We start from the raw sequence: 22,359 nt of genomic DNA, 5'->3' as shown, positions 1-22,359 counted from the left end.
CAGACCGATGAAGTTCACGTTGTCCCCCGCAAGGCTCGCCCCAATCAAGTTGGCTATCGCTCTGCCGCTCGCTGCCGCGCTCGCCGCATGCGGCGCGGAAGAAGGAGACACGCTAGAAGGTGACCGCATCGAACCGATCGAAGCGCCCGCCGGGACCAATTGGAGCGAGACCGTCACCGTCAGCGAAGAGGACGGCTACGTCCTCGGCAATCCCGAGGCCCCGATCAAAGTGGTCGAATACGCCTCGCATACCTGCGGTGGATGCGCGAATTTCGCAGCTACGGGCAAGCCGGAAATCAAGGAATATGTAGCCACCGGCGTGGTCAGCTTCGAGCAGCGCAATCTCGTGCGCGACCCGATCGACCTGGCCATCGCGACGCTGGTGCGCTGCGGCGCGGATCAGAACATGCAGGTACTCTCGGACGAGGCCTGGGCGTTCCTCCCGCAGATTTTCGAAAACGTGAACCAGAACTCCGCCGCCTACGAAGCGGCTGGACAGCTGCCGGTCGAACAACGCTTCGTCCAGATCGCCGAGGCGGCGGGCCTGATCGACTTCTTCGCCGCGCGCGGACTTTCCGCCGATCAGCAGCGTGCCTGTCTCTCCGACACTGCCGCGATCGAGGCCATTGCCGAAAATTCGTCGCAGCAGGCCCAGGAGATGGGCATCAATTCGACGCCGACCTTCCTCGTCAACGGCGACAAGGTCGATGCGATCGGGTGGAACGATCTCGAACCGATCCTGCAACGCGCCGGCGCGCGGCAGGAGTAGGCGCCACGGGGTCGCGGAGGGGAGCCTGATGCGGATCGACCGGCTCAAACTGGCAGGCTTCAAAAGCTTCGTCGAGCCGGCGACCCTGCGCATCGAACCGGGCCTGACCGGCGTGGTCGGCCCCAATGGCTGCGGCAAGTCCAACCTGCTCGAGGCGATCCGTTGGGTGATGGGCGAAAACTCGCCCAAGTCCATGCGCTCAGGGGGAATGGAGGACGTGATCTTCGCGGGCACCTCGACGCGGCCGCCGCGATCCTTCGCCGAAGTCGTACTGCATGCCGCCGACGATGCGGGCGAGGAACTGGTCGTCACCCGCCGAATCGAGCGCGGGGCGGGCAGCGCCTACCGCGTCAACGGCCACGACGTGCGGGCGAAAGACGTCGCGCTGACCTTCGCCGACGCAGCCACGGGCGCGCACAGCCCGGCGCTGGTGAGCCAGGGCAAGATCGCGCAGGTGATCGCCGCCAAGCCCGCCGAACGGCGCATGATGCTCGAGGAAGCGGCGGGAATTGCCGGTCTGCACGTGCGGCGCAAGGATGCCGAGACCAAGCTGCGCGCGGCGGAGAAGAACCTCGAACGGCTCGAAGACCTGATGGCGGGGCTCGATACGCAGATGGCGTCGCTCCGGCGTCAGGCGAAGCAGGCCGAACGATACACCAAGCTGACGGAGCAGATCGCGCAGGCCGAAGCGCGGGTGATCTTCGCGCGCTGGCGCGACGCGGCACATGCGGCGAAGGAAGCCCGCGCCGCGGCGCAGGGGGCCGAGGACAAGGTTGCCGCAGCGCAGGCACTCGCCGCCGAGGCGCAGAAACAGCAGGCCGACGCGGCCGAAGCGTTGGCGCAGGCGCGCGACGAACTCGCCGATCGGCGCGATGATGCGAGCGCGCACGGACACCGGATGGCTTCGCTGTCGGAAAAGCTCGAAACCGCCGAGGCGCGGCTCGCCGATCTGGATCGCCAGACCGCGCGGCTCGAAGAGGACCGGGTGGATGCCGACCGGATGACCAGCAATGCCGCCGAGGCGCTGGCCAAGCTCGCGCGCGACGTCGAGGCATCGCGCGGCAAGGTGGCGGAAAGCGAAGCCGAGCGCCCCGCCCTCGCCGCTCGCAGCGAGGAAGCCGAACGCGCGGGCCGCGCCGCCGAACTCGCGCTGGCCAAGGCGACTGCCGAGAATGCCGGGGTCGAAGCCGAATGGCGCGTCGCCGAGGCGGGGATCGAACAGGCCGAGAAACGGCTTCAACGCCTCGTCTCGGAGACCGCGCGGCTGATGCAGGCCCGCGAGGGTCTTGGCAGCGCCGAGGACAGCGACGCCCGGTTGGAAGCGGCGCGCGAGGCGGTGGAGCGGGCGGCAGGCGAGGTCGCGGCCCAGCGCGCGAGGCTGGAGGCCGAGCAGACCCGCAAGGCAGAGCTACAGACGGCGCGCGACGAGGCGGCCTCCGCGCTCGCCACGACGCGGGCCGAACTGGCAGGGATCGAGCGTGAGTACACCGCCCTCGTGCGCGACCGCGATGCACGCGACAAGCGGGCCAAGGCGCGCGATGGCCAGCGCGCGGCGATCGATGCGGTGCGGGCCGCGCCCGGCTATGAACGGGCGCTCGCCGCGGCGCTGGGGCGCGATGCGAAATCGCCGCTGGGCCAGCCGCACGATGGCGAGGAGGGACGCTACTGGACCGGCCGCGAACCGCCGGCGGCGCTGGCGGACAGCCTGCTAGCCCATGTCTCCGATTGCCCCGACGAACTGCGCGCCCGTCTCGCCCTCGTGCGCGTCGCCCCAAGCGACGATAGCCGCGAACTTGCACCCGGCGAATGGCTGGTCACGAAAGCGGGGGAACTGCGGCGCTGGGATGGCTTCGTCGCGCGGGGGGAAGGCGCCGCCGAGGCCGCGCGGCTCGAAGCGGCGAACCGCCTCGCCGAGCTCGAAACGCAATTGCCGGACCTGCGCGCGGCGGCGCAGAGTGCCGAAACGGATGAGCGGACCGCGCGCGAGCAACTGTCGGCATTGCAGACCGCGCTGGTGGGGCTCGAACGCGAGCTTGCCGGCTCTCTCAACAGCGAACGCGAGACGTTGCGCGAACTCGACGCCGCGGAGGGCGCGCGTGAGCGGCTGACCGCGCGGCTCGCGGAACTGGACGACGCGCTGGCCGAGACCGCGCAGCAGGAGGCGGCGGCGCGTGCCGAGCTCGAAAAGGCCGAGGCTGCGCGCGCTGCCCTGCCCTCGCCCGACGCCGGCCGCCTGGCGCTGGATGCGGCACGCGCGCGGCACGAGGCGGCGCGCTCGGGCGTCCAGGCGGCGCTCGCCGAACTGGCCAGCCACGATCAGAACGCGGCGGTCGCGCGCGAGAGGCTGGCGGCGCAGGAGGCGGACCAGGCGAGCTGGAAAGCGCGCTCGGGCGATGCCGCCAAGCGTGTCGCCGAAGCGGCGCGGCGGCTGGAGGAAATCGGCGAGGAACGCGCCGTCATCGCCGCCAAGCCCGCCGCGCTGATCGCCGAGATCGAACAGGGCGACGCGGTGCGCGCGCGGCTTGCCAGCGAGCTCGAAACCGCGCAGGTCGCGATGGAGGCGGCGCAGGACACGGGCCGCGCCGCCGAACGCGCGCTCGCCGAAGCGCAGGAAGCACTCGCAACCGCGCGCGAAGGCCGCGCGATGCTGGCCGCGCGGGCCGAGAACGAGGAAGCGCGCCGCAGCGAAATGGCGCGCATATCGGGCGAGCGTTTCGGCTGCCCGCCCCCGCTGCTGCCCGAAAAGCACGGCTTTTCTGAAGACGAGGTCCGCCCCGCCAGCACCGAATCGGAAGAGATGGACCGGCTGTCCGCCAGCCGGGAGCGGATCGGCCCGGTCAATCTCGTCGCCGCCGAGGATCTGGCGCGGATCGAGGAAGAGCACGGGGCCAATGCCGGCGAACAGGCGGACCTTGCCGAAGCCATCGCCCGGCTGCGCGCCTCGATCGGCAGCCTCAATCGGGAGAGCCGCGAGCGTCTGCGCGCTGCGTTCGAGGAGGTGGACGGCCATTTCCGGGTGCTGTTCACCCGCCTCTTCGAAGGCGGACAGGCGCATCTCGCGCTGATCGACAGCGACGATCCACTGGAGGCCGGCCTCGAAATCTACGCGCAGCCGCCGGGCAAGCGGCTGCAATCGCTCTCCCTGCTGTCGGGCGGGGAACAGGCGCTGACCGCGACCGCGCTGATCTTCGCGCTGTTCCTGACCAATCCGGCGCCAATTTGCGTCCTCGACGAGGTCGATGCGCCGCTGGACGATGCCAATGTCGAGCGTTTCTGCGACCTTCTCGACATGATGGTCCGCACCACCGAAACGCGTTACCTGATCGTCACCCACAATGCCGTGACGATGAGCCGGATGCACCGATTGTTCGGGGTGACGATGGCCGAAAAGGGCGTTTCTCGGCTCGTGAGCGTGGACCTTGGTGAAGCGGAATTGATGGCGGCGGAATAGGGCGCGCGCCCTACCCGTCGATGGCGCGTGACAGCCGTGCGCGGATCGCCTTCAATTGCGCGATCGCGTCCTCGATCGCCGGGGTCGGCACTTCGCGGGGCGGCTGCTCCGTACCCGGCACCTGCGCGCCCCTATCGTGCAAGGGGGCTTCATGCAGGGGCTTATCTTCCTTGCCCTTCGCACCGCGCCGCAGCACGGCATCGGCGCCTTTCAGCGTATAGCCCTCCCGATTGACCAGTCGGTCGATCGTTTCGAGCAGGACGACGTCGGCGGGACGGTAGAGCCGCCTGCCGCCGCTGCGTTTCAATGGCTTGAGCCGTGCGAATTGCTGTTCCCAGTAGCGCAGGACATGCGGCTTGATGCCGAGCGCTTCGCTGACCTCGCCGATCGTGCGCAGCGCGTCCGCGTCTTTCCCGTCGTCGAACCGCGCCATCTGCCTGATCGAACCCTCGCGCGCGATCAGGAGACGCGCGAGATCCGTTCTTTCAGCAATTGGCTGGCGCGGAAGGTCAGCACCCGGCGCGGGGTGATCGGCACTTCGACGCCGGTCTTGGGATTACGCCCGATCCGCTCGTTCTTGTCGCGCAGCACGAAGCTGCCGAAGCCGGAAATCTTGACGTTCTCCCCATCGGCGAGCGAGTCGGACATCTTGTCCAGGATGGCTTCGACCAGTTCGAGCGATTCCGCCCGGCTGAAGCCCATTTTTCGATTTATCGTCTCGGCCAAATCAGCCCGAGTCAGCGTACCCACCGAACGCATCATCTGCATCATTTCCCTCCGCTTGCGCGACCATATTGCGATCCTGTTGCCACCTGAGCGCGACCCGAGTGCAACTTATCATTCTATAGGAAAATTTTTTGCCTTACGCAAATCCCGGCATTCGGCAATTCAAGGGGTTATCCTCGTCTCGCCTACATCCGCACGAGCGCGGCGCCCCAGGTAAAGCCGCCGCCCATCGCCTCGAACATGACGAGATCGCCCGTGCCGATCCGCCCGTCCCTGCGCGCCGTATCGAAGGCGAGCGGCACCGAGGCGGCCGAGGTATTGGCGTGTTCGTCGACCGTGACGATCACCTTTTCGGGCGGGATACCGAGCTTGCGCGCGGTCGCATCGAGAATGCGCTTGTTCGCCTGGTGCGGCACGACCCAGTCGATCGCCTCGACGCTTACGCCCGCATCTTCCAGCACTTCGCCTAGCACGCTCGACAGGTTGACCACCGCATGGCGAAAGACCTCCGGGCCCTTCATCCGCAGATGGCCGACCGTTTGCGTCGTGGAAGGTCCGCCATCGACATAGAGCAGATCGTGGCACGATCCGTCGGCATGGAGGCGGCTGGCGAGGAGGCCCGGTCTGCCTTCGCGCGCCGGCGTGTCGGCTTCGCCTGCGCCAAGCACGATCGCCCCCGCCCCGTCGCCGAACAGCACGCAGGTCGTGCGGTCCTCCCAATCGAGAATGCGGCTGAAGGTTTCCGCGCCGATCACCAGCGCGCGCGTCCCCTGTCCGGCCCCGAGCATCGCATCGGCGACGGTGAGCGCATAGAGGAAGCCCGAACAGACCGCCGCGACATCGAAGGCGATGCCGCCGTGGCAACCGAGCGCGTGCTGCACCTTGGTCGCGGTGGCGGGGAAGGTGTTGTCGGGGGTGGCCGTAGCAAGGACGATGAGGTCGATTTCGCTCGCCTCGATCCCAGCATCGGCGAGCGCCGCGCGGGCCGCGTCGGTGGCGAGGCTGGCTGTCGTTTCGCCCTCGCCGGCGATGTAGCGCTGGCGAATGCCGGTGCGCTCGACGATCCATTCGTCCGACGTGTCGATCCGCGCGGCGAGTTCGTCATTGGTGACGATGCGCCGAGGCAGCGCCGATCCGGATCCCAGCACGCGGGAGCCGGCGCCGCCGCGCCTCACGCCGCCGCCCCTTTCCCGGAAGAAGCGCCCGGCGTCGCATCGGCATCGCTCCCGTCGTCCGCGTCGTTTTCGCCAGCAACTTCCCCGGCGACTATCGCATCAGAGCCATTGGCACGGCGGTGCAGCACGCGCGCGTCGAGCTCGCTCAGATCGTCGGCGATCCGCTGGGTGAGCTTGTTTTCGAGCAGCCGCGCCGCCACCGCGACCGCCTGCGCCACCCCCTTGGCCGTGGCGCTGCCATGGCTTTTGACGACCACTCCGTTGAGCCCGAGGAAGACCGCGCCATTGTGATTGTTGGGGTCGAGATGATGGCGCAGCAGCTCGGTAGCGGGACGCGAGACGAGGAAGCCGATCTTGGACCGGACCGAGCTGGTAAAGGCCTGGCGCAGGAGGTCGGTGACGAAACGCGCCGCCCCCTCGATCGCCTTCAATGCGATATTGCCCGAAAAGCCGTCGGTCACCACGACATGGGTCTGGCCGCGATTGATCTTGTCGCTTTCGACGAAGCCGTCGAAATTGAGCGCCAGTCCGCCATCCTCGCGCGCGCTCGCCGCGGTCAGCTGCGCAGCGGCTTCGCGCAGCGCCTCGGTGCCTTTGATTTCTTCGGTGCCGATATTGAGTAGGCGAACGACGGGCCGATCGAAGCCGCCCACGATGCGCGCATAGGCCGCGCCCATCACCGCGAATTGCACGAGATTGCGCGCGTCGGCTTCGGTATTGGCGCCGAGATCGAGCATGACGACATCGTGCGGCTCGAGCGTCGGCATCAGCGCGGCGAGCGCCGGGCGATCGATGCCCGGCAGGGTGCGCAGCGCGATCTTGCTCATCGCCATCAGCGCGCCGGTATTGCCCGCGCTGACCGCAGCGCCGGCGGAACCGTCCTTCACCGCCCGCACGGCGAGGCCCATGCTCGTCGTCTTGGCGCGGCGGATCGCGCGGCTGGGAAGTTCGTCGCCGCCGATGACATCGTCGCAGTGCAGGATTTCGGATGCGCCCGCCATGCCCGGATGATCGGCCAGCGCCTGTTCGATGCGCGCGCCGTCTCCGACCAGCAGGAATTTGAATCCATCATGGTTGCGCCGCGCCATCGCCGCGCCTTCGACCATCACACGCACGCCTTCATCGCCGCCCATCGCATCAACGGCGATACGCGGGAGGCTCATGCGAGAAATCCTTCTTCAGTGACGGATCAGATGCCCTTGGGCACCATCACTTCACGGCCGTTGTAATAGCCGCAATGCAGGCACAAATTGTGCGGCCGCTTCAGCTCGCCGCAATTGGAGCATTCGTGGAATGCCTCCACCTTGAGCGAATCGTGCGCGCGGCGATTGCCACGGCGATGGGGCGATACTTTTCTCTTGGGGACTGCCATGGCTCGTCCGTGTCCTTGCAAAAACTGTTGGTTCGCGCGGGGTTCGCGCCGAATGTCCGGTGATGCGCCCTTACGGCAGTCGCGTGTTGCGCACAAGGTTTGCGAACCCGTTGCCGGGGCGCCCTCGCGCGGATGCGATCTGCCGATCGTGACGGAAGGCGCGCGCTATAGCGAATTTTCGTAGCATGGCAAGCGCTTCGGATCAGTGGGCGAATTGCCATCCCGCCGCCCTGCGCCTAGCAGCGGGTGCAAAGGCCAATAGGACGAAGGATCGACGAAGGTGACCCAATGGCTCCCCGTGACGCTTGCCGCTGCCGCCGCCGCGGCAATCCTCAATATCTGGCTGTCGATCAGGGTCGGCGCGGTCCGCCGCGCGCTCGGTATCACCGTCGGTGACGGAGGCAAGGAAGCGCTGTCGCGCCGCATGCGGGCGCAGGCCAATTTCGTCGAAAACACGCCCTTCGTCCTGGTGCTGATTCTAGCGATCGAGCTGGCGGGCGCGGGCGAGGGATGGCTGGCCTATGTCGCGGCGCTCTATTTCCTTGCGCGCATCCTGCACGCCTACGGGATGGATGGCGGCAACATGCAATGGGGGCGGATGGTCGGTACCATTGCGACTTTGTCAGTGCTGCTGGGCCTGGCGGTGGTCGCCGCGCTGGTGGCGGGGCGGATTATCTAATCCTCCCCTTCGGGGCAGAATCAGCTCAGCGCCTGATCGCTCACGAAAGCATTGGTCTTGCGTTCCCGGCCGAAGGTGCTTGTCGGACCATGCCCGGGAATGAAAGTGACGTCTTCGCCCAGCGGCCACAGGCGCTGCGTGATCGAATCGATCAGGTCCTGGTGATTGCCGCGCGGGAAATCGGTGCGCCCGATGCTGCCCTGGAACAGCACGTCGCCCACAATCGCAAAGCGGCTCGGCTCGTGGTAGAAAATGACATGACCGGGCGTGTGACCGGGACAATGTATGACGTCGAGTGTCAACTCGCCGACGGTCACCGTGTCGCCCTGTTCGAGCCAGCGCGTCGGCGTGAAGCTTGCCGCCTGCATTCCGAAACGCGCGCCATCGCCGTCCAGCCGCTCGATCCAGAATTCATCGTCCTTGTGCGGCCCCTCGATCGGCAGGCCGAGTTCCTCGGCGAGCATACCCGCCTGCCCGCAATGATCGAGATGCCCGTGGGTGATGAGCAGCTTTTCGAGGGTCACCCCGGCCTTGGCGACGCCCGCCTTCAGCTTGTCGAGATCGCCGCCCGGATCGACCAGCGCGCCCCGCATCGTCTTCGTGCACCAGATCAGCGAGCAATTCTGCTGCAGCGGGGTCACCGGCAGGATCGCGGCTTTCATCGGAGTGCTTTTGGATGTGTCGTTCATGAACGCCTATCTGGCGACGCGCCCGCTTCAAGACAAGCGGCTGGGAATATCCGCCAGTTTCAGCGCCAAGGCGATCAGGGGTGCGGCGAGCCTGCCCGTCAACATCGCGAAGGTTACCGTGAAACCGGTCGCCTCGGCGAACCTGCCGCCCAAGCTGAAGAAGGCGAGCAGCGACAGCCAGAACACCGGAAAGGCGAACGCCGCCTGAGCGCCGCGCCGATGGCGAGTTTCGCCAGCAATGCCGGCAGCAGCACCGCGAGAGCGAGAACGGGAACAAGGCCGTTATCCATGCTTCAGTACCCACGCCCGGCGAAGGAATGACCGCGCGACATGCCTGAAACCCTAGGCTAGAAACCCTCGCAAAAGCCTTAAATCGAAAAGGAAACAACGCGGTGGACATCGCCGAGCCCTTGCAGTTGCCCTGCGGCGCGACCCTCCCCAATCGCCTCGCCAAGGCGGCAATGACCGAAGGGCTTGCCGATACGACGGGCCTGCCGACGCCCGAACTGGTGCGGCTGTACGATCTATGGGCGCGCGGCGGGGCGGGGATGCTGCTGTCGGGCAATATCCAGGTCGATGCCGACCATCTCGAACGGCCCGGGAACGTCATCATCGACCGCGACCTGACCGCTGCCGAACGCGCGCTGTTCGAGGAATGGACAGCGGTGGGACGCGCGAACGACACCCATTTCTGGGCGCAGATCAGCCATGCGGGCCGGCAGACCATGACCGCTATCAATCCGCAGCCCAAGGCGCCTTCCGCGGTGAAGCTCGATCTGCCGGGCGGCCAGTTCGGCGAACCGGTCGCGCTGGAGGCAGAAGAGATCGCCGACATCATCGCGCGGTTCGTCCGCGCCGCGCGTATCTGCAAGGAGGTCGGCTTCACCGGCATCCAGATCCACGCCGCGCACGGCTATCTCGTGTCGCAATTCCTCTCCCCGCGCACCAATCGGCGCAGCGACGAATGGGGCGGCAGCCTCGAAAACCGTGCGCGCCTGCTGACCGAGATCGTGCGCCGGTCGCGCGAAGCTGTTGGCGGCGATTATCCGATCGCAGCCAAGCTCAACAGCGCCGACTTCCAGAAGGGCGGCTTCGCCTTCGAGGACAGCTTGCGGGTCGTCGGGTGGCTCGAGGAGCTCGGCGTCGATCTGATCGAGATATCGGGCGGCACTTACGAGCAGCCCAAATTGCTCGGGATCGAGGGGACGGAGCCTGCCGACGATCCCGACATCGCGAAGAGCACCGCCGCGCGCGAGGCCTATTTCGTCGACTTCGCGCACGTGATGAAGGAGGCGGCGAAGGTGCCACTGATGGTGACCGGAGGCTTTCGCAGCCGCGCGGCGATGGAGCAGGCGCTAGCCGAAGATGCGGCGGATGTGATCGGCCTGGCTCGTCCGCTCTGCGTCCAGACCGATGGCCCCGCGCGGCTGATCGAGGGGGCGAGCGGGCTACCGCGCTTCGAGGATTGGCTGTCGCTGCTGCCCGGCGTCCTCAAATTCCTGACGAAGATCAAGATGGTGCGTACCCTGGCGGGTTTCGCCACGCAATACTGGTTCTACGGCCAGATCTATGCGCTCGGCCGTCACGGCGCGCCGCGCCCGGGCCTGTCGGTGTTCAAGGCATGGCGGCAGGTGGAGGCGACGCACAAGGACTGGCTGGAGCGGCGGCGGGCGTGATGGCGAAAAAACCCCGCCAGACTCCCGATTAGGTCAACTTGCCTGTCAGCCGCCCTTGCGCGCTCGCAACCAGCGCCACGCTAGCTCTGGCAGCGGCATTGCGAACACTGCGAGCGGTATGCCGAAAGCCGAGCAAGCAACGAAGACGATCAGTCCGTAGAACACGACATCACCTGGCGGACCTGGACCCATAAACCAAATCACGCCGCCGCCATAAACAACCGGAGCCAGAACAATCTGCCACCAAAGTCGCGGATAGAAGAAATTCAAGATCGCCGAGAGCAGGAGGACGATCCCCGCGACCATCGGGCCGTACAGGTACAGCGGCTCAATCAAATCCGCCCGCCCTTCCATACGACGCGGCCGATAATCTCGATCTCGTCGGCGGCGACGTCGATCGGGGGGTAGGCCATGTTCTGGCTCAATAGCGAGAAGCGGCCCGCCGCGCCGCGGGCGATGCGTTTGACCATCAGCGTGTCGTCGAAACGCACGACATGGACGCCGTCGCGAAAGGGGCGCGGGGTGCGGTCGATCAGGATCTCGTCGCCATCCGCCAGAAGCGGTTCCATCGAATCGCCCTTGACCGCGATGGCGGAAAGCTGCGCCCCGTCGAGCCCCTGTTCCTTGAGCCAACGTCGCGAGAAGCGGAAGGTGTCGTAGGAAATTTCCTCCGCACCGAACGCGCCCGGACCTGCCGACGCCTCGATGGTCAATCTCGGGACGGCGAGAAAATCCGCATTCGCCGAATCGGAACTGCCCCCCGTCCCGCGTCTGGCCCCACGTCTCGCCACGTCGCGGGTCGCGATCTCCTCGGCCTCGACGCCGAGAAATTCGGCAATCCTCAGCAGGTCCGGTTCGTCGAGATGGCGGGGACTACCGCGATTGATATACTGATGAAAATAGGCGGGATTGCGTCCGATCAACCGGGCAAGGCCCGAAAGCGTCGCGCCCCGCTCGCGCATGATTTCGCGCAATCTGGCGCGGGCATAGCGCTCTTCGGGTTCGAAATCGTCGAGCGGATCGAGGGATCGTCTTGGCATGGCATGTAACCTCAAGGGCGGCGGCACGATTTGTACCCCTTGAGATTTCCTATAGCATAGTATTTTTCCTAGACAAGTTGGATTTGCGCTGGAACATTTGATGAACATTGAGTGATTCGCTGGACGGCGGGGCGCTCGGTGAATGGACTGAAACGCATATCCAAACAGCCCAGGGGATCGCCACATGTTGCTACGCTCGGTCGAAGTCTTTCTCAGAACCCACGATATGGCCGCCACCAAGTTCGGGCGCCTTGCCGCGCACGATCCGCGCTTCGTGCTCGATTTGCGGATGGGGCGCATTCCCCGACCCGAAACAGAAGCGAGGACGCGCGCCTGGATGCGCAACTTCGAAGCGTCGCTGGAGCAGGTAAAGTCGTCGCGGATCACTTCCGCCATGCCAGCGCCCATGCAGGTGAAGGGAGCCTTCCATGCTGCATGAGAGCAACACGAAACGCCGAGCCGCCATCGAGCTCAAGAGCGCACCGTCAACCGATCGAGCGACGCCGCGTACGCCCGGACACCGCTATCGCCCGCGCCGCACCACGGCGGACCGGCTGCGCGACGCCATGCTCGCGCTCGCGCAGGGTCAGGCCAAACTGATCTCTCACGAAGAGACGGCGTGGAATTCGATCACCTTTTCCGGCACGCGCCATGAAATCGCGTTCGAATTCACCGGTGCGCAAGCGGTCGCGGCGGGCGAGGAGCTGATCGCGCAACTGCCCGAGCACGAATTCACCATTCCCGGACAGCTAGTGGCCGACGCGACCGTGCGCGAAGTCGATCACCGTTTCGGCGCGGAAGAGCGGCTGGTGGCGACCTGCGTGCTGTTACTGCTGGAGGAGAGTTGATCGCGGTCTCCCCCTCCCTCGAGGGAGGGGTTAGGGGTAGGTGTTCGACGCCCGCTGGTTGTGGAGCCCCCACACCCGGCCCCTCCCCCATGGGGAGGGGAGAATTACCGCTCGCCGCGCTTAGGTGCGGCGGATCACGAGATTCCGGATTTCGGTGAGGTCCTCCATCGCGAAGCGGATGCCTTCACGGCCCAGCCCCGAATCCTTCACCCCGCCATAGGGCATGTTGTCGACGCGGTAGGAGGAGACGTCGTTGATGACGATCCCGCCCACATCGAGCGTGTCCCAGGCGTCGAGCACCTGGTGCAGGTCGCGCGTGAAGATGCCCGCCTGGAGGCCGAACTTGGAATTGTTCACCTGGTCGAGAGCTTCGTAGAAGTCGTCGAATTTGGAAAGGTTCGCGAGCGGGCCGAACGCCTCTTCCCAATTGGCGTCCGCCTTGCACGGCACGTTTTCGAGCAGGGTCGCCTCCAGCATATTGCCGTTCGACAGCCCCCCGCCGCATAAGAGCGTCGCGCCCTGGTCGATCGCATCGTCGATCCAGCCCTTGAGGCGGCCCGCTTCCTTGTCGGAGATCATCGGGCCGATAAAGGTGTCGCGGTCCTTGGGATCGCCCGCGACCAGCGTCCTGGTCTTTTCGACCAGCATGTCCTTGAAACGGTCGTAGATATCCTCGTGGATGATGATCCGCTGGACGCCGATGCAGGACTGGCCCGACTGGTAGAAGGCGCCGAAGATGATGCGTTCCAATGCATGGTCGAGATCGGCATCCTTGTCGACGATCACCGCAGCATTGCCGCCCAGTTCGAGCACGACCGGCTTCTTCCCCGCCTTCGCCTTGAGCTCCCAACCGACGCCGGGCGAGCCGGTGAAGGAAAGGAGCTTCAACCGCTCGTCCTCGGTGAATAGATCCGCCCCGTCGCGGCTGGCAGGCAGGATCGAAAACGCACCTTCGGGCAAGTCCGTCTCGGCCAGCACCTCGCCCATGATGAGCGCCCCGAGCGGCGTCTTTGAAGCCGGTTTCATGACGAAGGGACAGCCCACCGCGAGCGCGGGCGCGATCTTGTGCGCGGCGAGGTTCAGCGGGAAATTGAATGGCGAAATGAAACTCGCAGGACCGATCGGCACACGCTTCCACATGCCCATATAGCCCTTGGCGCGCGGGGAAATATCGAGCGGCTGAACTTCGCCGTAATTGCGCACCGATTCCTCGGCGGCGATCTTGAAGGTGTCGATCAGGCGGTCGACCTCCCCCTCGGCGTCCTTGATCGGCTTGCCCGCCTCGACGCACAGCGAATAGGCAAGCTCGTCATAGCGCTCGCGGAAGCGGTCGACGCAGTGCTGGAGCACCGCCTGCCGCTCGAAGCTCGCCATTTTCGCCATCGGCTCGGCCGCGCGCACGGCGCCTTCGATGCCTTCCTCGATTACGTCGGGTGTTGCGAGCGCGGTGCGGAAGGCGACCTCGCCCGTATATTTGTCGGTGACTTCGAGGTCGGTGTTCGGCTGCGCAGCCTTGTTGTTGAGGTAGAGCGGATAGGTGTCTTTGAGGGTGGGCATTCCTGGTCTCCGGTCCTTCGAGACGGGGTTCAGACTGCGTCTTCACCCCTCCTCGCCGATGAGCGGGATCATACACTATCCGCTCATCGGCGAGGAGGTGCCGAGCGAAGCGAGGTGCCGTCTCGAAGGACCCCACTGCGCTCACACGTGACCTAAAGCTCGGCGCTCAGCTTCTTGATATCGTGGTTCAGGATCTGGTCGTTCTCCGAATAGTCGACCGGACAATCGATCAGATGCACCCCCGGCGTGTCGCGGCAATGCGCCAGAAGCTCGCGCAGGTGGTCCGAGCTTTCCGCCCGGTGTCCTTTCGCACCATAGCTTTCCGCGTAGGCAACGAAATCCGGGTTGTCATAGGTGAGGCCGAAATCGTCGAAGCCCATATTCGCCTGCTTCCAGCGGATCATGCCGTAAGCATCGTCGCGCAGGATCAGCACGGTGAGATTGAGGCCGAGGCGCACCGCGGTCTCCATCTCCTGGCTGTTCATCATGAACCCGCCATCGCCGCAGATCGCCATCACCTTGCGTGTCGGATAGAGCATCGCGCTCATCATCGCGCTCGGCAGGCCGGCGCCCATTGTCGCCAGCGCATTGTCGAGCAGCACGGTGTTGGGAAGGTATGCGGTATAACCCCTCGCGAACCAGATCTTGTAGACGCCATTGTCGAGGCAGATGATCCCGTCGCGCGGCATCGCGTCGCGAACCTGCTGAACGAGATGCGGGGGAAAGATCGGAAAACGCGTATCGGCGGCGAGCTTGCCGGTGTGCTCCACTTCGGCCTTATGATAATCGAGCATGTGCTCGAAATCCCAGTCGCGATTGGGCGTGATATCTTCCTTGATCTGCCAGATCGCGTTGGCGATGTCGCCAATCACCTCGATCTGCGGGAAATAGACCGGGTCGACCTCCGCCGTCCTGGTCGAGACGTGGATCACGGTGACCCCGTTATCCTTCATGAAAAAGGGCGGCTTCTCGATAACATCGTGGCCGACATTGATGATGCAGTCGCTGGCTTCGACCGCGCGGTGGACGAAGTCGCCCGCCGATAGAGCGGCGCAGCCCAGGAATTTGGGGTGCCGCTCGTCGATCACGCCCTTGCCCATCTGTGTGGTGAGGAAGGGAATGCCGGTCTTTTCGACGAATTGTTCGAGCATCCGGCCGCACATCTTGCGGTTGGCTCCCGCGCCGATGACGATGACAGGATTATTAGCCTGTTCGATCGCTTCCACTGCCTTGCGCACCGCCTTGGGCTCGGCGCTCGGGCGCCGCGCGACGCTTTTGGGCAGCGGCGTGAAGTCGGTGGTCGGCTCTTCGGCGATGTCCTCGGGGAGCTCGATCAGCGTTGCCCCGGGCTTTTCCTCTTCGGCGAGGCGATAGGCCTCGCGCACGCGGCTGGGAAGATTGTCGCCGGCGGAGATGCGCACGGCGTATTTCGTGATCGGCTCGAACATCGAGACGACGTCGAGAATCTGGAAGCGGCCCTGCTTCGACTTCTTGATCGGCTTTTGCCCGGTAATCATCAGCACCGGCATTCCGCCCAATTGCGCATAGGCGCCCGAGGTCACGAAGTTGGTCGCGCCCGGGCCGAGCGTCGCGACGCACACCCCGGTCTTGCCGGTGTGCCGCCCATAGGTTGCGGCCATGAAGCCTGCGCCCTGTTCGTGGCGGGTAAGGATCAGCTTGATCTTGTCCGACTTGCCCAGCGAATCGAGGAAATCGAGGTTCTCCTCGCCCGGTACGCCGAAGATGTACTCGCAGCCTTCGGCCTCGAGACAGTCGATGAAGACGTCCGAGGCTTTCTTGGATTCGGTCATTCGCTATTTCCCCCCATGTTTCGCGCAGGCCGCCCCCGGGGGCAACGCCGCGCATTCAACCTGTCGGCGAAGGCCCTTCCTCGAATGGGAAGGCGCACCCCGTTGCTTTCGCCGCATGGTCTCGATCGCCCGGCCGCACATGGCCGAGCGCCTGATGCATGTATTGCACGATTCCGCCAGAATCCAAGGGCCAAGCGCCAAAGCGCCCTTCTAGTATCCCAGCTTGGGATCGAAGATCGGCGCGACGGGCTTTCCGGCGAGGTAGTTTTCGAGGTTTTCGAGGAAGCGCGTCGCCGAGCGGACGAACATCTTGTCCTGCGCGCGGCCCGACAGGTGCATCGAGATATGCGCGTTGTCGAGCGTCCAAAGCACGTGATCTTCGGGCAGCGGTTCGGGCGTGGTGACATCGAGAAACGCGCCCTCGATGGACTTCGCCTGGAGCGCGTCGACCAATGCCGGCTGGTCCACCACCTCGCCGCGCGCGATGTTGACGAGCACCGCGTCGGATTTCATCCTCGTAAGCTCGTCGGCGCCGATCATGTTCTCGGTTTCGGGGGTCGAAGGCACAGCGAGGATGATCCAGTCGAACTCGCCAAGTTTCCCGCGCCATTCGTCCGGGCCGAGCGTGTTTTCGCCCGGCGTGCGGCGAACCACGGTCACCTCGACGTCGAAGGCTTCGAGGCGCGGCTTGATGAGCTTTCCGATCGCGCCATAGCCGAGCAGCAACGCTTTCGAGCCGGCGAGCTCGCGCTTGCCGGGCGAATCGAACAGCCATTCGCGCCGCTCGGCCGCGCGCATGACTTCGCGGTAACCCTTCGCGATATTGAGCATGCCCATGATCGTATATTCGGCGATGGTGACCGCGTTGATGCCCACCCCGTTGGTCACGGTGATGTCGCGCTCTATAAGGACATCCATCGGCAGGAAGTCGAGCCCGGCATAGATCGAGTTCAGCCATTTAAGCTCGGTCGCTGCATGCAGCGCCTTCGCCATCGCTTCCTTGTCGTTCATGTCGAACCAGCCGATCTCCGCGCCCTTCACGGCGGCGAGCGCTTCCTCAGCCGTCATGAACCAGCGCACGTCGAGGCCATCAGGCAGCTGCGGTTCGAGCAGCGGGCGGATGAGACCGGATATCGCGAGGGTCGTCATGGAATTCCTTTCGTCACCCCGGACTTCATCCGGGGTCCGGCTTCTTAAATCCGTCGTAAGAGGCGGCGGGACCCCGGATCAAGTCCGGGGTGACGGTGAGGTCAGGACAGCTTCCACTCCCAACCGAGTGGATCGCCGTCCATCACCTCGACGCCTTTTGCTGCGAGCTCGTCGCGGAGGGCGTCCGACGTTGCGAAATCCTTCTCCGCGCGCGCCGCCTTGCGCCGGGCAAGCGCATCTTCGATCTCCGCCTCCTCGATCTCAGCGTCTGTCGGACGGAGCCTCAGGTCTGCGCGGGTCAGGTCGAAAAGGCCGAGGCCGAGCACGGCGTCCATATGCTCGATGACCGCGCGCTTGATACCGGCATCGACCTTCTTGACCGCGAGCGCGTCTTCGAGCGCGGTCAGGGCGACGGCGGTGTTGAGGTCGTCCGACATTGCCTCGTCGAACTTGGCAAGCGGGGCGGTGAATTTGGGGTGTTCGGCAACCGGCTGCGCGGGCGCATCGGATAGTCGCTCCGCTGCCATGACCATTCGCTTCAACCGCGTCAGCGCCGCTTCCAGCCCTTCCCGGCTGAACTCCAGCTCGCTTCGGTAATGCGCCTGCAGGCACATCATGCGGTAGGCGAGCGGGTGGAAGCCCTTGTCGACCAGCAATTGCAGTCGCAGAAACTCGCCAGAGGACTTCGACATCTTGCCTGAGCGCTCGACGAGGAAGTTGTTGTGCATCCAGATCCGCGCGCCCGAATTGGTGGCATCGGAGAGACTGCCCGAGCAGCAATAGGCCTGGTTCTGCGCGATCTCGTTGGGATGGTGTATCTCGCGGTGGTCGATGCCGCCGGTGTGAATGTCGAAGGGAAAGCCCAAGAGCTTCTCGCCCATGACCGAGCATTCGAGATGCCAACCCGGCGCGCCCTTGCCCCATGGGCTGTCCCATTCCATCTGCCGCGTTTCGCCCGGCGGGGTCTTGCGCCAGATCGCGAAGTCGGCGGCGTTGCGCTTGCCTTCCAGCCGCTCGATCCGTCCCTCACCCTCCTCGGTGACGGCGCGCGCAAGCTTGCCGTAATCCTCCACCGTAGAGACGTCGAAATAGAGCCCGCTGTCGAGCTCGTAGCAATGCTTATCCGCCACCCGCGTGCCCCAATCGATCATCTCCTCGACATAATCGGTGGCGCGCGGGTGCTGCTTTTTCTGCACGTTCAGCCGCGCCAAATCGCGTTCGAAATCCTCCTGATAGAAGCGCGCAATGTCCCATGCAGACTTGCCTTGCGAGGCAGCCATCTTCTCCATCTTGTCCTCGCCCTCATCGGCGTCGGACGTGAGGTGGCCCACGTCTGTGATGTTGACGACGTGAGTCAGCTTGTAGCCTTTATATTGCAGCGTGCGGCCCAGCGTATCGGCGAAGACATAGGCGCGCATATTGCCGATATGCTGGTAATTGTAGACGGTCGGCCCGCACGTATAGACTCGCGCTTCGCCATCGTGGACGGGAACGAAGGTTTCGATCTCGCGATTTAGACTGTTGAACAGCCTCAAGGGAGTGTCGGCCATGGCCGGGTGCCATGCGCCAAAGCTCCGGGGCACGCAACAGGAGGCGCATATCAGCACCGACTCGGGAACCGACACCACCTCTCGCATTCTCGGCGGCTTGGCGATCGCGGGCTGCCTGATCGCGATCGTTATGGATTTCGTCGGTCTCGGGCTCTCGGAACGCGTTGGCATGGCTCGCGACACGATCAGCGATCTTGCCGCTGCCAAGCCGCAGCGCGACACGCCGATCGATGACCTGGTCGATGCCGGGCTGTTCGCCTTCGTCGGCGGGGTGCTGGCGACGACTGCGGGCCTGCTGCGTTGGCGAATCGAGCGGCTGGATTGGAAAGCGGGCGCGTTCTTTCTCGTCGTGGTCGCAATCAGCGTCGCGCTGGTCGCCGGCTACGAGGCCTACACCACCGGCGATGGCCCGGTGATCCACCGCGCGCTGGTCTATACGCTGGGCCTTGCCTTTCCCCTGACCGTGCTGCTGACCGCGGGGCAATTTTACGAAATCAGCAAGGTGCTGGGCGTCGCGCTTTACGCGCTCGGCATCGTGTGGCTGATCATGGGGCCCGGCCTGTTCGTCGTGCCGACTGCTTGGGACGGCGGCTATGAGCGCGTCCTCGCCGCACTAATGCTGACCTGGTTCATCACCATGGGGGTCATGATCTGGCGCGATCCCGATATCGCGCGCCGGGTGTCGGAGGATCAGCGCACCTAGTCGAAGCCGCGAAAATGAACATGTTCGTCGAGCGGCACGCGCTCGCGCTCGAAATTGTTCACCGGTGCATCGGGGTCGCGGTAGCCGATGGCCATGCCGCAGAAGAACATCGTTTGCTCGTGATCGAGGCCGAGGAAGTCGCGGATTTCGTTCGCGTAGAACGCCATAAATTCCTGGAAACAGCTGTCGAGCCCCTCCTCGCGCAATAACAGCGCGACAGTCTGCAGCCACATGCCCGTGTCCGACCATTGCGGCTCGAGCATGAATTTGGGGAAATAGCACAGCAGCAGCGCGGGCGCATCGAAACTGGTCTTGTTGCGCAGCATCGCCTGCGTGCGCCCCGGCCCATCGTCGCGTTCGATCCCGAGCGCGCCGAACATGCCTTTCGAAACGCCGTGCAAGCGCTCCTTGTAGTGCTCGTGCTCGCCCGGCGCCTCCCAGCTATATTCGAGCTGCTGCATCGGCTTGTCCGAGATTTGCGCCTGAAAATCGGCGAGCGGTTTGCCGGTGAGGATCGTCGCTTCCCACGGCTGGTAATTGCATCCCGAAGGCGCCCAGCGCGCGGTGTCCATGACGCGCCGCAGGGTTTCGAGTTCGACCGGCTTGTCGAGAAATTCGCGCACGGAGCGGCGGGTTTTGACGGCTTCGGTTACGTTCATTCTTTGGATTCCGATAACAGTGCGATCATGTTTCTACGGCCACTTGCGACGCGCAGTATGAGTATATTCACATCATCGTGTTCGAAAATAATAAGATAATTACGGAAATTCGCTGCTCGAACATTCCTACCCCACTCGCTTCGCAACCGGAACCTTCGCGGGTTCTCCGCGATCCCTTCAATGAATTCCCTCAGACGATCAACGAATAGTCGCGCCTGCTCGGTATCATCCTCAGCGATATAAGCGCCGATCTCACCTATGTCGGCAAGGGCATCTTGCGTGTAATCGATGTTCAAGCGGCTTGCCCACGCGCCTTCCGTTTCACGCTATTGTCGATACGACGATGGGCTTCGGCAAATACCTCGTCGGCGGAGTAGTGCCTGCCCGATCGCGCTTTATCCAGAATGGCGCGCATGCGGGCGTTTTCGGCCTGGCGCCGTTCCTCTTCCCCGCTCCAGTCGCGCAAGGCTTCGCGTACGACTTCGCTGGTGGTGGCGTAATCTCCGCGATCGACCGCGGCGCGCAGCTTGGCCGCCATTTCGGCGGGCATCGTGACAGTAACACGCTCAAGTTTTGCCATGCCGGGCAATTATCACACAAAGTATGATCTGAGCAACGTGCAGTCGGCAGAGCGTTGCATCAGCGCCGCCGCGCGCCCTTCTCGTCCTCGAACAACTCCGCAAGCTGCTCCATGATCGTGCCGCCCAATTGCTCGACGTCCATGATCGTCACCGCTCGCCTGTAGTACCGCGTCACGTCGTGCCCGATGCCGATGGCGACCAGCTGTACCGGCGAGACATTCTCGATCCAATCGATCACGCCGCGTAGGTGCGCTTCAAGATAGCCTGCCGAATTCACGCTGAGCGTCGAATCGTCCACCGGCGCGCCGTCGGAGATCACCATCAGGATGCGCCGTTCTTCGGGGCGGTAGACCAGGCGCGAATGCGCCCAAAGAAGCGCTTCGCCGTCGATGTTCTCCTTGAGCAGGCCCTCGCGCATCATCAGGCCGAGATTGCGGCGCGCGCGGCGCCAGGGTTCGTCGGCCTGCTTGTAGATGATGTGCCTGAGATCGTTAAGGCGGCCGGGGCCGCCCCCTTGCGGCCCTTGCGGCTTGCCGTCGGCGAGCCAGGCCTCGCGGCTCTGACCGCCCTTCCAGGCGCGGGTGGTGAAACCGAGTATTTCGGTCTTGACCCCGCAGCGCTCGAGCGTGCGCGCAAGAATGTCGGCGCTGATCGCGGCGATCGAGATCGGTCGCCCGCGCATCGAGCCTGAATTGTCGATCAGCAGGGTGACGATCGTGTCCTTGAAGTCGATGTCGCGCTCGACCTTGTAGCTGAGCGCGGTGCCCGGCGAGACGATGACGCGGCTGAGACGCGCTGCGTCGAGCACGCCCTCTTCCTGATCGAAATCCCAGCTGCGGTTCTGCTGCGCCATCAGGCGGCGCTGCAGCCGGTTGGCGAGGCGTGTGACCACGCCCTGAAGGCCGGTCAGCTGGCTGTCGAGATAGGCGCGCAGGCGGTCTAGCTCTTCGGCGTCGCACAATTCGCCCGCCTCGATCTCCTCGTCGAAGCGGGTGGTGAAGGCGGTGTAGTCGAGGCCGTCGGGAATGTCGGCCTGCGGGCGATTGGGGCGCACGGGCGCATCGGTCGCCTCGCCCTCCTCGCCCGGCTCGCCTTCCTCCATGGCGTCGTCCGCCGACATGTCGCTGTCGGAATCGCCCTCGGCATCGCCTTCAGCCATCTCGCCGGCAAGTTCGGCGCTTTGCGGGTCCGCATCGCCCTCGTCCTGGTCGTCGCCGCTCTGATCGTCTTCGGCCTCGTCCTCGTCCTCACCGTCCTCCTCGTCGGTGTCCTCGGGCGCCTCTTCGGGCCGGGTGAGGTCGAGATCGCGCAGCATGTCGAGGGCGAGCTTCTGGAACGCTTCCTGGTCGCCCAAAAGGTCGCTGAGCTCACCGATTGAGCCGCCGACCGCCTCCTCGATCGACTGGCGCACCATGCTGACGCCGGCGGCAGCGCGCTCGGGCACCGCCTCGCCGGTCAGCGCCTCGCGCAGCATCAGCGCGAGCGCGGTTTCGAGCGGGACTTCGTCCGCCTTTTGCGCGCGCGCGATCGGATCGGAGGCGGTGCGCATTTCGGTCGCGCCAGAGAGGTTCGCGCGGATGCCGCCGAAGCGGTTGGCCCCGAGCGCCTCGTAGCGGACCTGCTCGATCGCGTCGTAGCAGGCGCGCGCGACCGGTTCGGGCGGCGCGCCGCTGGCATGGAGGCCGGCGTCGTGATGGCGCAGCTTCAGCGCGAAACTGTCGGCAAAACCGCGCGCTTCGGCGACCTGTTCGCCGGGCAAATCGCGGCCCGGCAGCGGCACGCGGAAGCGATTTCCGGATGCGCCCGGAACGTCCGCGCTCCACGCGACCTCGACCTCACCGTCGCGCGCAAGGGCGCGGGCAGCGCCGGTCAGCGCCTGCTTGAAGATGTCGAGAGGAGATTGGTCGGCCATTTATGTCCCGAT

The 22,359-nt window shown here is 65.0% G+C and carries 24 protein-coding genes; 8 read left to right on the top strand and 16 right to left on the bottom strand.

The window, feature by feature from the left end:
- The first annotated feature begins 7 nt into the window (after positions 1-7).
- Both V2I30_RS00995 and V2I30_RS00990 read left to right on the top strand, forming a co-directional pair.
- Complete coding sequence (locus V2I30_RS00995) at positions 8-769, top strand: DsbA family protein (protein ID WP_330660195.1); 762 nt, start codon at positions 8-10, stop codon at positions 767-769.
- 28 nt (positions 770-797) lie between these two features.
- Positions 798-4,220 carry an AAA family ATPase gene (locus tag V2I30_RS00990; RefSeq protein ID WP_330660194.1) on the top strand — a complete coding sequence of 1,141 codons (3,423 nt, stop codon included), beginning with the start codon at positions 798-800 and terminating at the stop codon, positions 4,218-4,220.
- Between the two features lie 10 nt (positions 4,221-4,230).
- On the opposite strand, the gene V2I30_RS00985 is transcribed toward V2I30_RS00990, so the two are convergent.
- From V2I30_RS00985 to rpmF, 5 genes are all read right to left on the bottom strand, one after another.
- On the bottom strand, positions 4,231-4,653 hold the full coding sequence (locus tag V2I30_RS00985; RefSeq protein WP_330660193.1) for a MerR family transcriptional regulator: 423 nt from the start codon (positions 4,651-4,653) through the stop codon (positions 4,231-4,233).
- A 26-nt stretch (positions 4,654-4,679) separates the two neighbouring features.
- Positions 4,680-4,982, bottom strand: a complete 303-nt coding sequence (locus tag V2I30_RS00980; protein WP_330660213.1) for an integration host factor subunit alpha — start codon at positions 4,980-4,982, stop codon at positions 4,680-4,682.
- A gap of 149 nt (positions 4,983-5,131) precedes the next feature.
- Positions 5,132-6,121, bottom strand: a complete 990-nt coding sequence (locus tag V2I30_RS00975) for a beta-ketoacyl-ACP synthase III (RefSeq protein ID WP_330660192.1) — start codon at positions 6,119-6,121, stop codon at positions 5,132-5,134.
- Positions 6,118-7,284, bottom strand: a complete 1,167-nt coding sequence (gene plsX, locus V2I30_RS00970; protein ID WP_330660191.1) for a phosphate acyltransferase PlsX — start codon at positions 7,282-7,284, stop codon at positions 6,118-6,120. The genes V2I30_RS00975 and plsX overlap by 4 nt, the downstream gene beginning before the upstream one ends.
- Before the next feature lie 26 nt (positions 7,285-7,310).
- The gene (gene rpmF / locus V2I30_RS00965) at positions 7,311-7,493 is read right to left on the bottom strand and encodes a 50S ribosomal protein L32 (RefSeq protein ID WP_330660190.1); all 183 of its coding nucleotides are present in this window, start codon (positions 7,491-7,493) and stop codon (positions 7,311-7,313) included.
- 280 nt (positions 7,494-7,773) lie between these two features.
- Between rpmF and V2I30_RS00960 the strand changes: the two genes are divergently transcribed.
- Positions 7,774-8,172 (top strand): MAPEG family protein, encoded by a 399-nt coding sequence (locus tag V2I30_RS00960; RefSeq protein ID WP_330660189.1) that lies wholly within the window; start codon positions 7,774-7,776, stop codon positions 8,170-8,172.
- A gap of 20 nt (positions 8,173-8,192) precedes the next feature.
- Here V2I30_RS00960 and V2I30_RS00955 read toward each other — a convergent pair whose 3' ends face one another.
- On the bottom strand, positions 8,193-8,834 hold the full coding sequence (locus V2I30_RS00955) for an MBL fold metallo-hydrolase (protein ID WP_330660212.1): 642 nt from the start codon (positions 8,832-8,834) through the stop codon (positions 8,193-8,195).
- Positions 8,835-8,859: 25 nt separating this feature from the next.
- On the opposite strand from V2I30_RS00955, the gene V2I30_RS00950 reads away from it, so the two are divergent.
- Positions 8,860-9,069, top strand: coding sequence for a hypothetical protein (locus V2I30_RS00950; RefSeq protein WP_330660188.1), 210 nt, complete (start codon positions 8,860-8,862; stop codon positions 9,067-9,069).
- Between the two features lie 184 nt (positions 9,070-9,253).
- A complete protein-coding gene (locus V2I30_RS00945) occupies positions 9,254-10,537 on the top strand; it encodes an NADH:flavin oxidoreductase/NADH oxidase family protein (protein WP_330660187.1) in 1,284 nt (427 codons plus the stop codon).
- Between the two features lie 45 nt (positions 10,538-10,582).
- Here V2I30_RS00945 and V2I30_RS00940 read toward each other — a convergent pair whose 3' ends face one another.
- Together V2I30_RS00940 and V2I30_RS00935 are read right to left on the bottom strand one after the other, a co-directional pair.
- Positions 10,583-10,873 (bottom strand): hypothetical protein, encoded by a 291-nt coding sequence (locus tag V2I30_RS00940; protein ID WP_330660186.1) that lies wholly within the window; start codon positions 10,871-10,873, stop codon positions 10,583-10,585.
- Positions 10,870-11,577, bottom strand: a complete 708-nt coding sequence (locus tag V2I30_RS00935; protein WP_330660185.1) for a LexA family transcriptional regulator — start codon at positions 11,575-11,577, stop codon at positions 10,870-10,872. The genes V2I30_RS00940 and V2I30_RS00935 overlap by 4 nt, the downstream gene beginning before the upstream one ends.
- A gap of 226 nt (positions 11,578-11,803) precedes the next feature.
- Here V2I30_RS00935 and V2I30_RS00930 point away from each other — a divergent pair, with 226 nt between their 5' ends.
- On the top strand, positions 11,804-12,016 hold the full coding sequence (locus tag V2I30_RS00930; RefSeq protein WP_330660184.1) for a hypothetical protein: 213 nt from the start codon (positions 11,804-11,806) through the stop codon (positions 12,014-12,016).
- Positions 12,006-12,425 (top strand): hypothetical protein, encoded by a 420-nt coding sequence (locus V2I30_RS00925; protein WP_330660183.1) that lies wholly within the window; start codon positions 12,006-12,008, stop codon positions 12,423-12,425. Before V2I30_RS00930 ends, V2I30_RS00925 begins: the two co-directional genes overlap by 11 nt.
- Positions 12,426-12,545: 120 nt before the next feature.
- On the opposite strand, the gene V2I30_RS00920 is transcribed toward V2I30_RS00925, so the two are convergent.
- The 4 genes from V2I30_RS00920 to cysS all read right to left on the bottom strand — a co-directional run bounded on the left by V2I30_RS00920 (position 12,546) and on the right by cysS (position 18,492).
- The gene (locus tag V2I30_RS00920; protein WP_330660182.1) at positions 12,546-13,982 is read right to left on the bottom strand and encodes an aldehyde dehydrogenase family protein; all 1,437 of its coding nucleotides are present in this window, start codon (positions 13,980-13,982) and stop codon (positions 12,546-12,548) included.
- Between the two features lie 152 nt (positions 13,983-14,134).
- Complete coding sequence (locus V2I30_RS00915; protein ID WP_330660181.1) at positions 14,135-15,793, bottom strand: acetolactate synthase large subunit; 1,659 nt, start codon at positions 15,791-15,793, stop codon at positions 14,135-14,137.
- 210 nt (positions 15,794-16,003) lie between these two features.
- Positions 16,004-16,942 carry a D-2-hydroxyacid dehydrogenase gene (locus V2I30_RS00910; RefSeq protein ID WP_330660180.1) on the bottom strand — a complete coding sequence of 313 codons (939 nt, stop codon included), beginning with the start codon at positions 16,940-16,942 and terminating at the stop codon, positions 16,004-16,006.
- A 101-nt stretch (positions 16,943-17,043) separates the two neighbouring features.
- Positions 17,044-18,492 carry a cysteine--tRNA ligase gene (cysS, locus tag V2I30_RS00905; protein WP_330660179.1) on the bottom strand — a complete coding sequence of 483 codons (1,449 nt, stop codon included), beginning with the start codon at positions 18,490-18,492 and terminating at the stop codon, positions 17,044-17,046.
- Between cysS and V2I30_RS00900 the strand changes: the two genes are divergently transcribed.
- Positions 18,491-19,195: a DUF998 domain-containing protein gene (locus tag V2I30_RS00900; RefSeq protein WP_330660178.1), complete on the top strand. Its 705-nt coding sequence runs from the start codon at positions 18,491-18,493 to the stop codon at positions 19,193-19,195. The genes cysS and V2I30_RS00900 overlap by 2 nt on opposite strands.
- On the opposite strand, the gene V2I30_RS00895 is transcribed toward V2I30_RS00900, so the two are convergent.
- The 4 genes from V2I30_RS00895 to cobT all read right to left on the bottom strand — a co-directional run bounded on the left by V2I30_RS00895 (position 19,192) and on the right by cobT (position 22,347).
- Entirely contained in the window at positions 19,192-19,854 is a 663-nt protein-coding gene (locus tag V2I30_RS00895) for a nitroreductase (protein ID WP_330660177.1), read from the bottom strand. The genes V2I30_RS00900 and V2I30_RS00895 overlap by 4 nt on opposite strands.
- Positions 19,851-20,150 (bottom strand): type II toxin-antitoxin system RelE/ParE family toxin, encoded by a 300-nt coding sequence (locus tag V2I30_RS00890; protein ID WP_330660176.1) that lies wholly within the window; start codon positions 20,148-20,150, stop codon positions 19,851-19,853. The genes V2I30_RS00895 and V2I30_RS00890 overlap by 4 nt, the downstream gene beginning before the upstream one ends.
- The gene (locus V2I30_RS00885; protein WP_442896884.1) at positions 20,147-20,404 is read right to left on the bottom strand and encodes a ribbon-helix-helix domain-containing protein; all 258 of its coding nucleotides are present in this window, start codon (positions 20,402-20,404) and stop codon (positions 20,147-20,149) included. The genes V2I30_RS00890 and V2I30_RS00885 overlap by 4 nt, the downstream gene beginning before the upstream one ends.
- Before the next feature lie 89 nt (positions 20,405-20,493).
- Positions 20,494-22,347 carry a cobaltochelatase subunit CobT gene (gene cobT, locus V2I30_RS00880; protein ID WP_330660175.1) on the bottom strand — a complete coding sequence of 618 codons (1,854 nt, stop codon included), beginning with the start codon at positions 22,345-22,347 and terminating at the stop codon, positions 20,494-20,496.
- Between the last annotated feature and the right edge of the window lie 12 nt (positions 22,348-22,359).

This window comes from Erythrobacter sp. (assembly GCF_036351135.1).
Lineage (GTDB): Bacteria > Pseudomonadota > Alphaproteobacteria > Sphingomonadales > Sphingomonadaceae > Erythrobacter.
This window is presented reverse-complemented; position numbering and strand designations above follow the sequence as displayed.

Excerpts from the sequence above, each read along its gene's own strand:
- V2I30_RS00995 (WP_330660195.1), top strand. The coding sequence starts at position 8 with ATGAAGTTCACGTTGTCCCCCGCAAGGCTCGCCCCAATCAAGTTGGCT.
- V2I30_RS00990 (WP_330660194.1), top strand. The coding sequence starts at position 798 with ATGCGGATCGACCGGCTCAAACTGGCAGGCTTCAAAAGCTTCGTCGAG.
- V2I30_RS00985 (WP_330660193.1), bottom strand. The coding sequence starts at position 4,653 with ATGGCGCGGTTCGACGACGGGAAAGACGCGGACGCGCTGCGCACGATC.
- V2I30_RS00980 (WP_330660213.1), bottom strand. The coding sequence starts at position 4,982 with ATGATGCGTTCGGTGGGTACGCTGACTCGGGCTGATTTGGCCGAGACG.
- plsX (WP_330660191.1), bottom strand. The coding sequence starts at position 7,284 with ATGAGCCTCCCGCGTATCGCCGTTGATGCGATGGGCGGCGATGAAGGC.
- rpmF (WP_330660190.1), bottom strand. The coding sequence starts at position 7,493 with ATGGCAGTCCCCAAGAGAAAAGTATCGCCCCATCGCCGTGGCAATCGC.
- V2I30_RS00955 (WP_330660212.1), bottom strand. The coding sequence starts at position 8,834 with ATGAAAGCCGCGATCCTGCCGGTGACCCCGCTGCAGCAGAATTGCTCG.
- V2I30_RS00950 (WP_330660188.1), top strand. The coding sequence starts at position 8,860 with ATGAACGCCTATCTGGCGACGCGCCCGCTTCAAGACAAGCGGCTGGGA.
- V2I30_RS00935 (WP_330660185.1), bottom strand. The coding sequence starts at position 11,577 with ATGCCAAGACGATCCCTCGATCCGCTCGACGATTTCGAACCCGAAGAG.
- V2I30_RS00930 (WP_330660184.1), top strand. The coding sequence starts at position 11,804 with ATGGCCGCCACCAAGTTCGGGCGCCTTGCCGCGCACGATCCGCGCTTC.
- V2I30_RS00925 (WP_330660183.1), top strand. The coding sequence starts at position 12,006 with ATGCTGCATGAGAGCAACACGAAACGCCGAGCCGCCATCGAGCTCAAG.
- V2I30_RS00920 (WP_330660182.1), bottom strand. The coding sequence starts at position 13,982 with ATGCCCACCCTCAAAGACACCTATCCGCTCTACCTCAACAACAAGGCT.
- V2I30_RS00915 (WP_330660181.1), bottom strand. The coding sequence starts at position 15,793 with ATGACCGAATCCAAGAAAGCCTCGGACGTCTTCATCGACTGTCTCGAG.
- V2I30_RS00910 (WP_330660180.1), bottom strand. The coding sequence starts at position 16,942 with ATGACGACCCTCGCGATATCCGGTCTCATCCGCCCGCTGCTCGAACCG.
- V2I30_RS00900 (WP_330660178.1), top strand. The coding sequence starts at position 18,491 with ATGGCCGGGTGCCATGCGCCAAAGCTCCGGGGCACGCAACAGGAGGCG.
- cysS (WP_330660179.1), bottom strand. The coding sequence starts at position 18,492 with ATGGCCGACACTCCCTTGAGGCTGTTCAACAGTCTAAATCGCGAGATC.
- V2I30_RS00895 (WP_330660177.1), bottom strand. The coding sequence starts at position 19,854 with ATGAACGTAACCGAAGCCGTCAAAACCCGCCGCTCCGTGCGCGAATTT.
- V2I30_RS00885 (WP_442896884.1), bottom strand. The coding sequence starts at position 20,404 with ATGCCCGCCGAAATGGCGGCCAAGCTGCGCGCCGCGGTCGATCGCGGA.
- cobT (WP_330660175.1), bottom strand. The coding sequence starts at position 22,347 with ATGGCCGACCAATCTCCTCTCGACATCTTCAAGCAGGCGCTGACCGGC.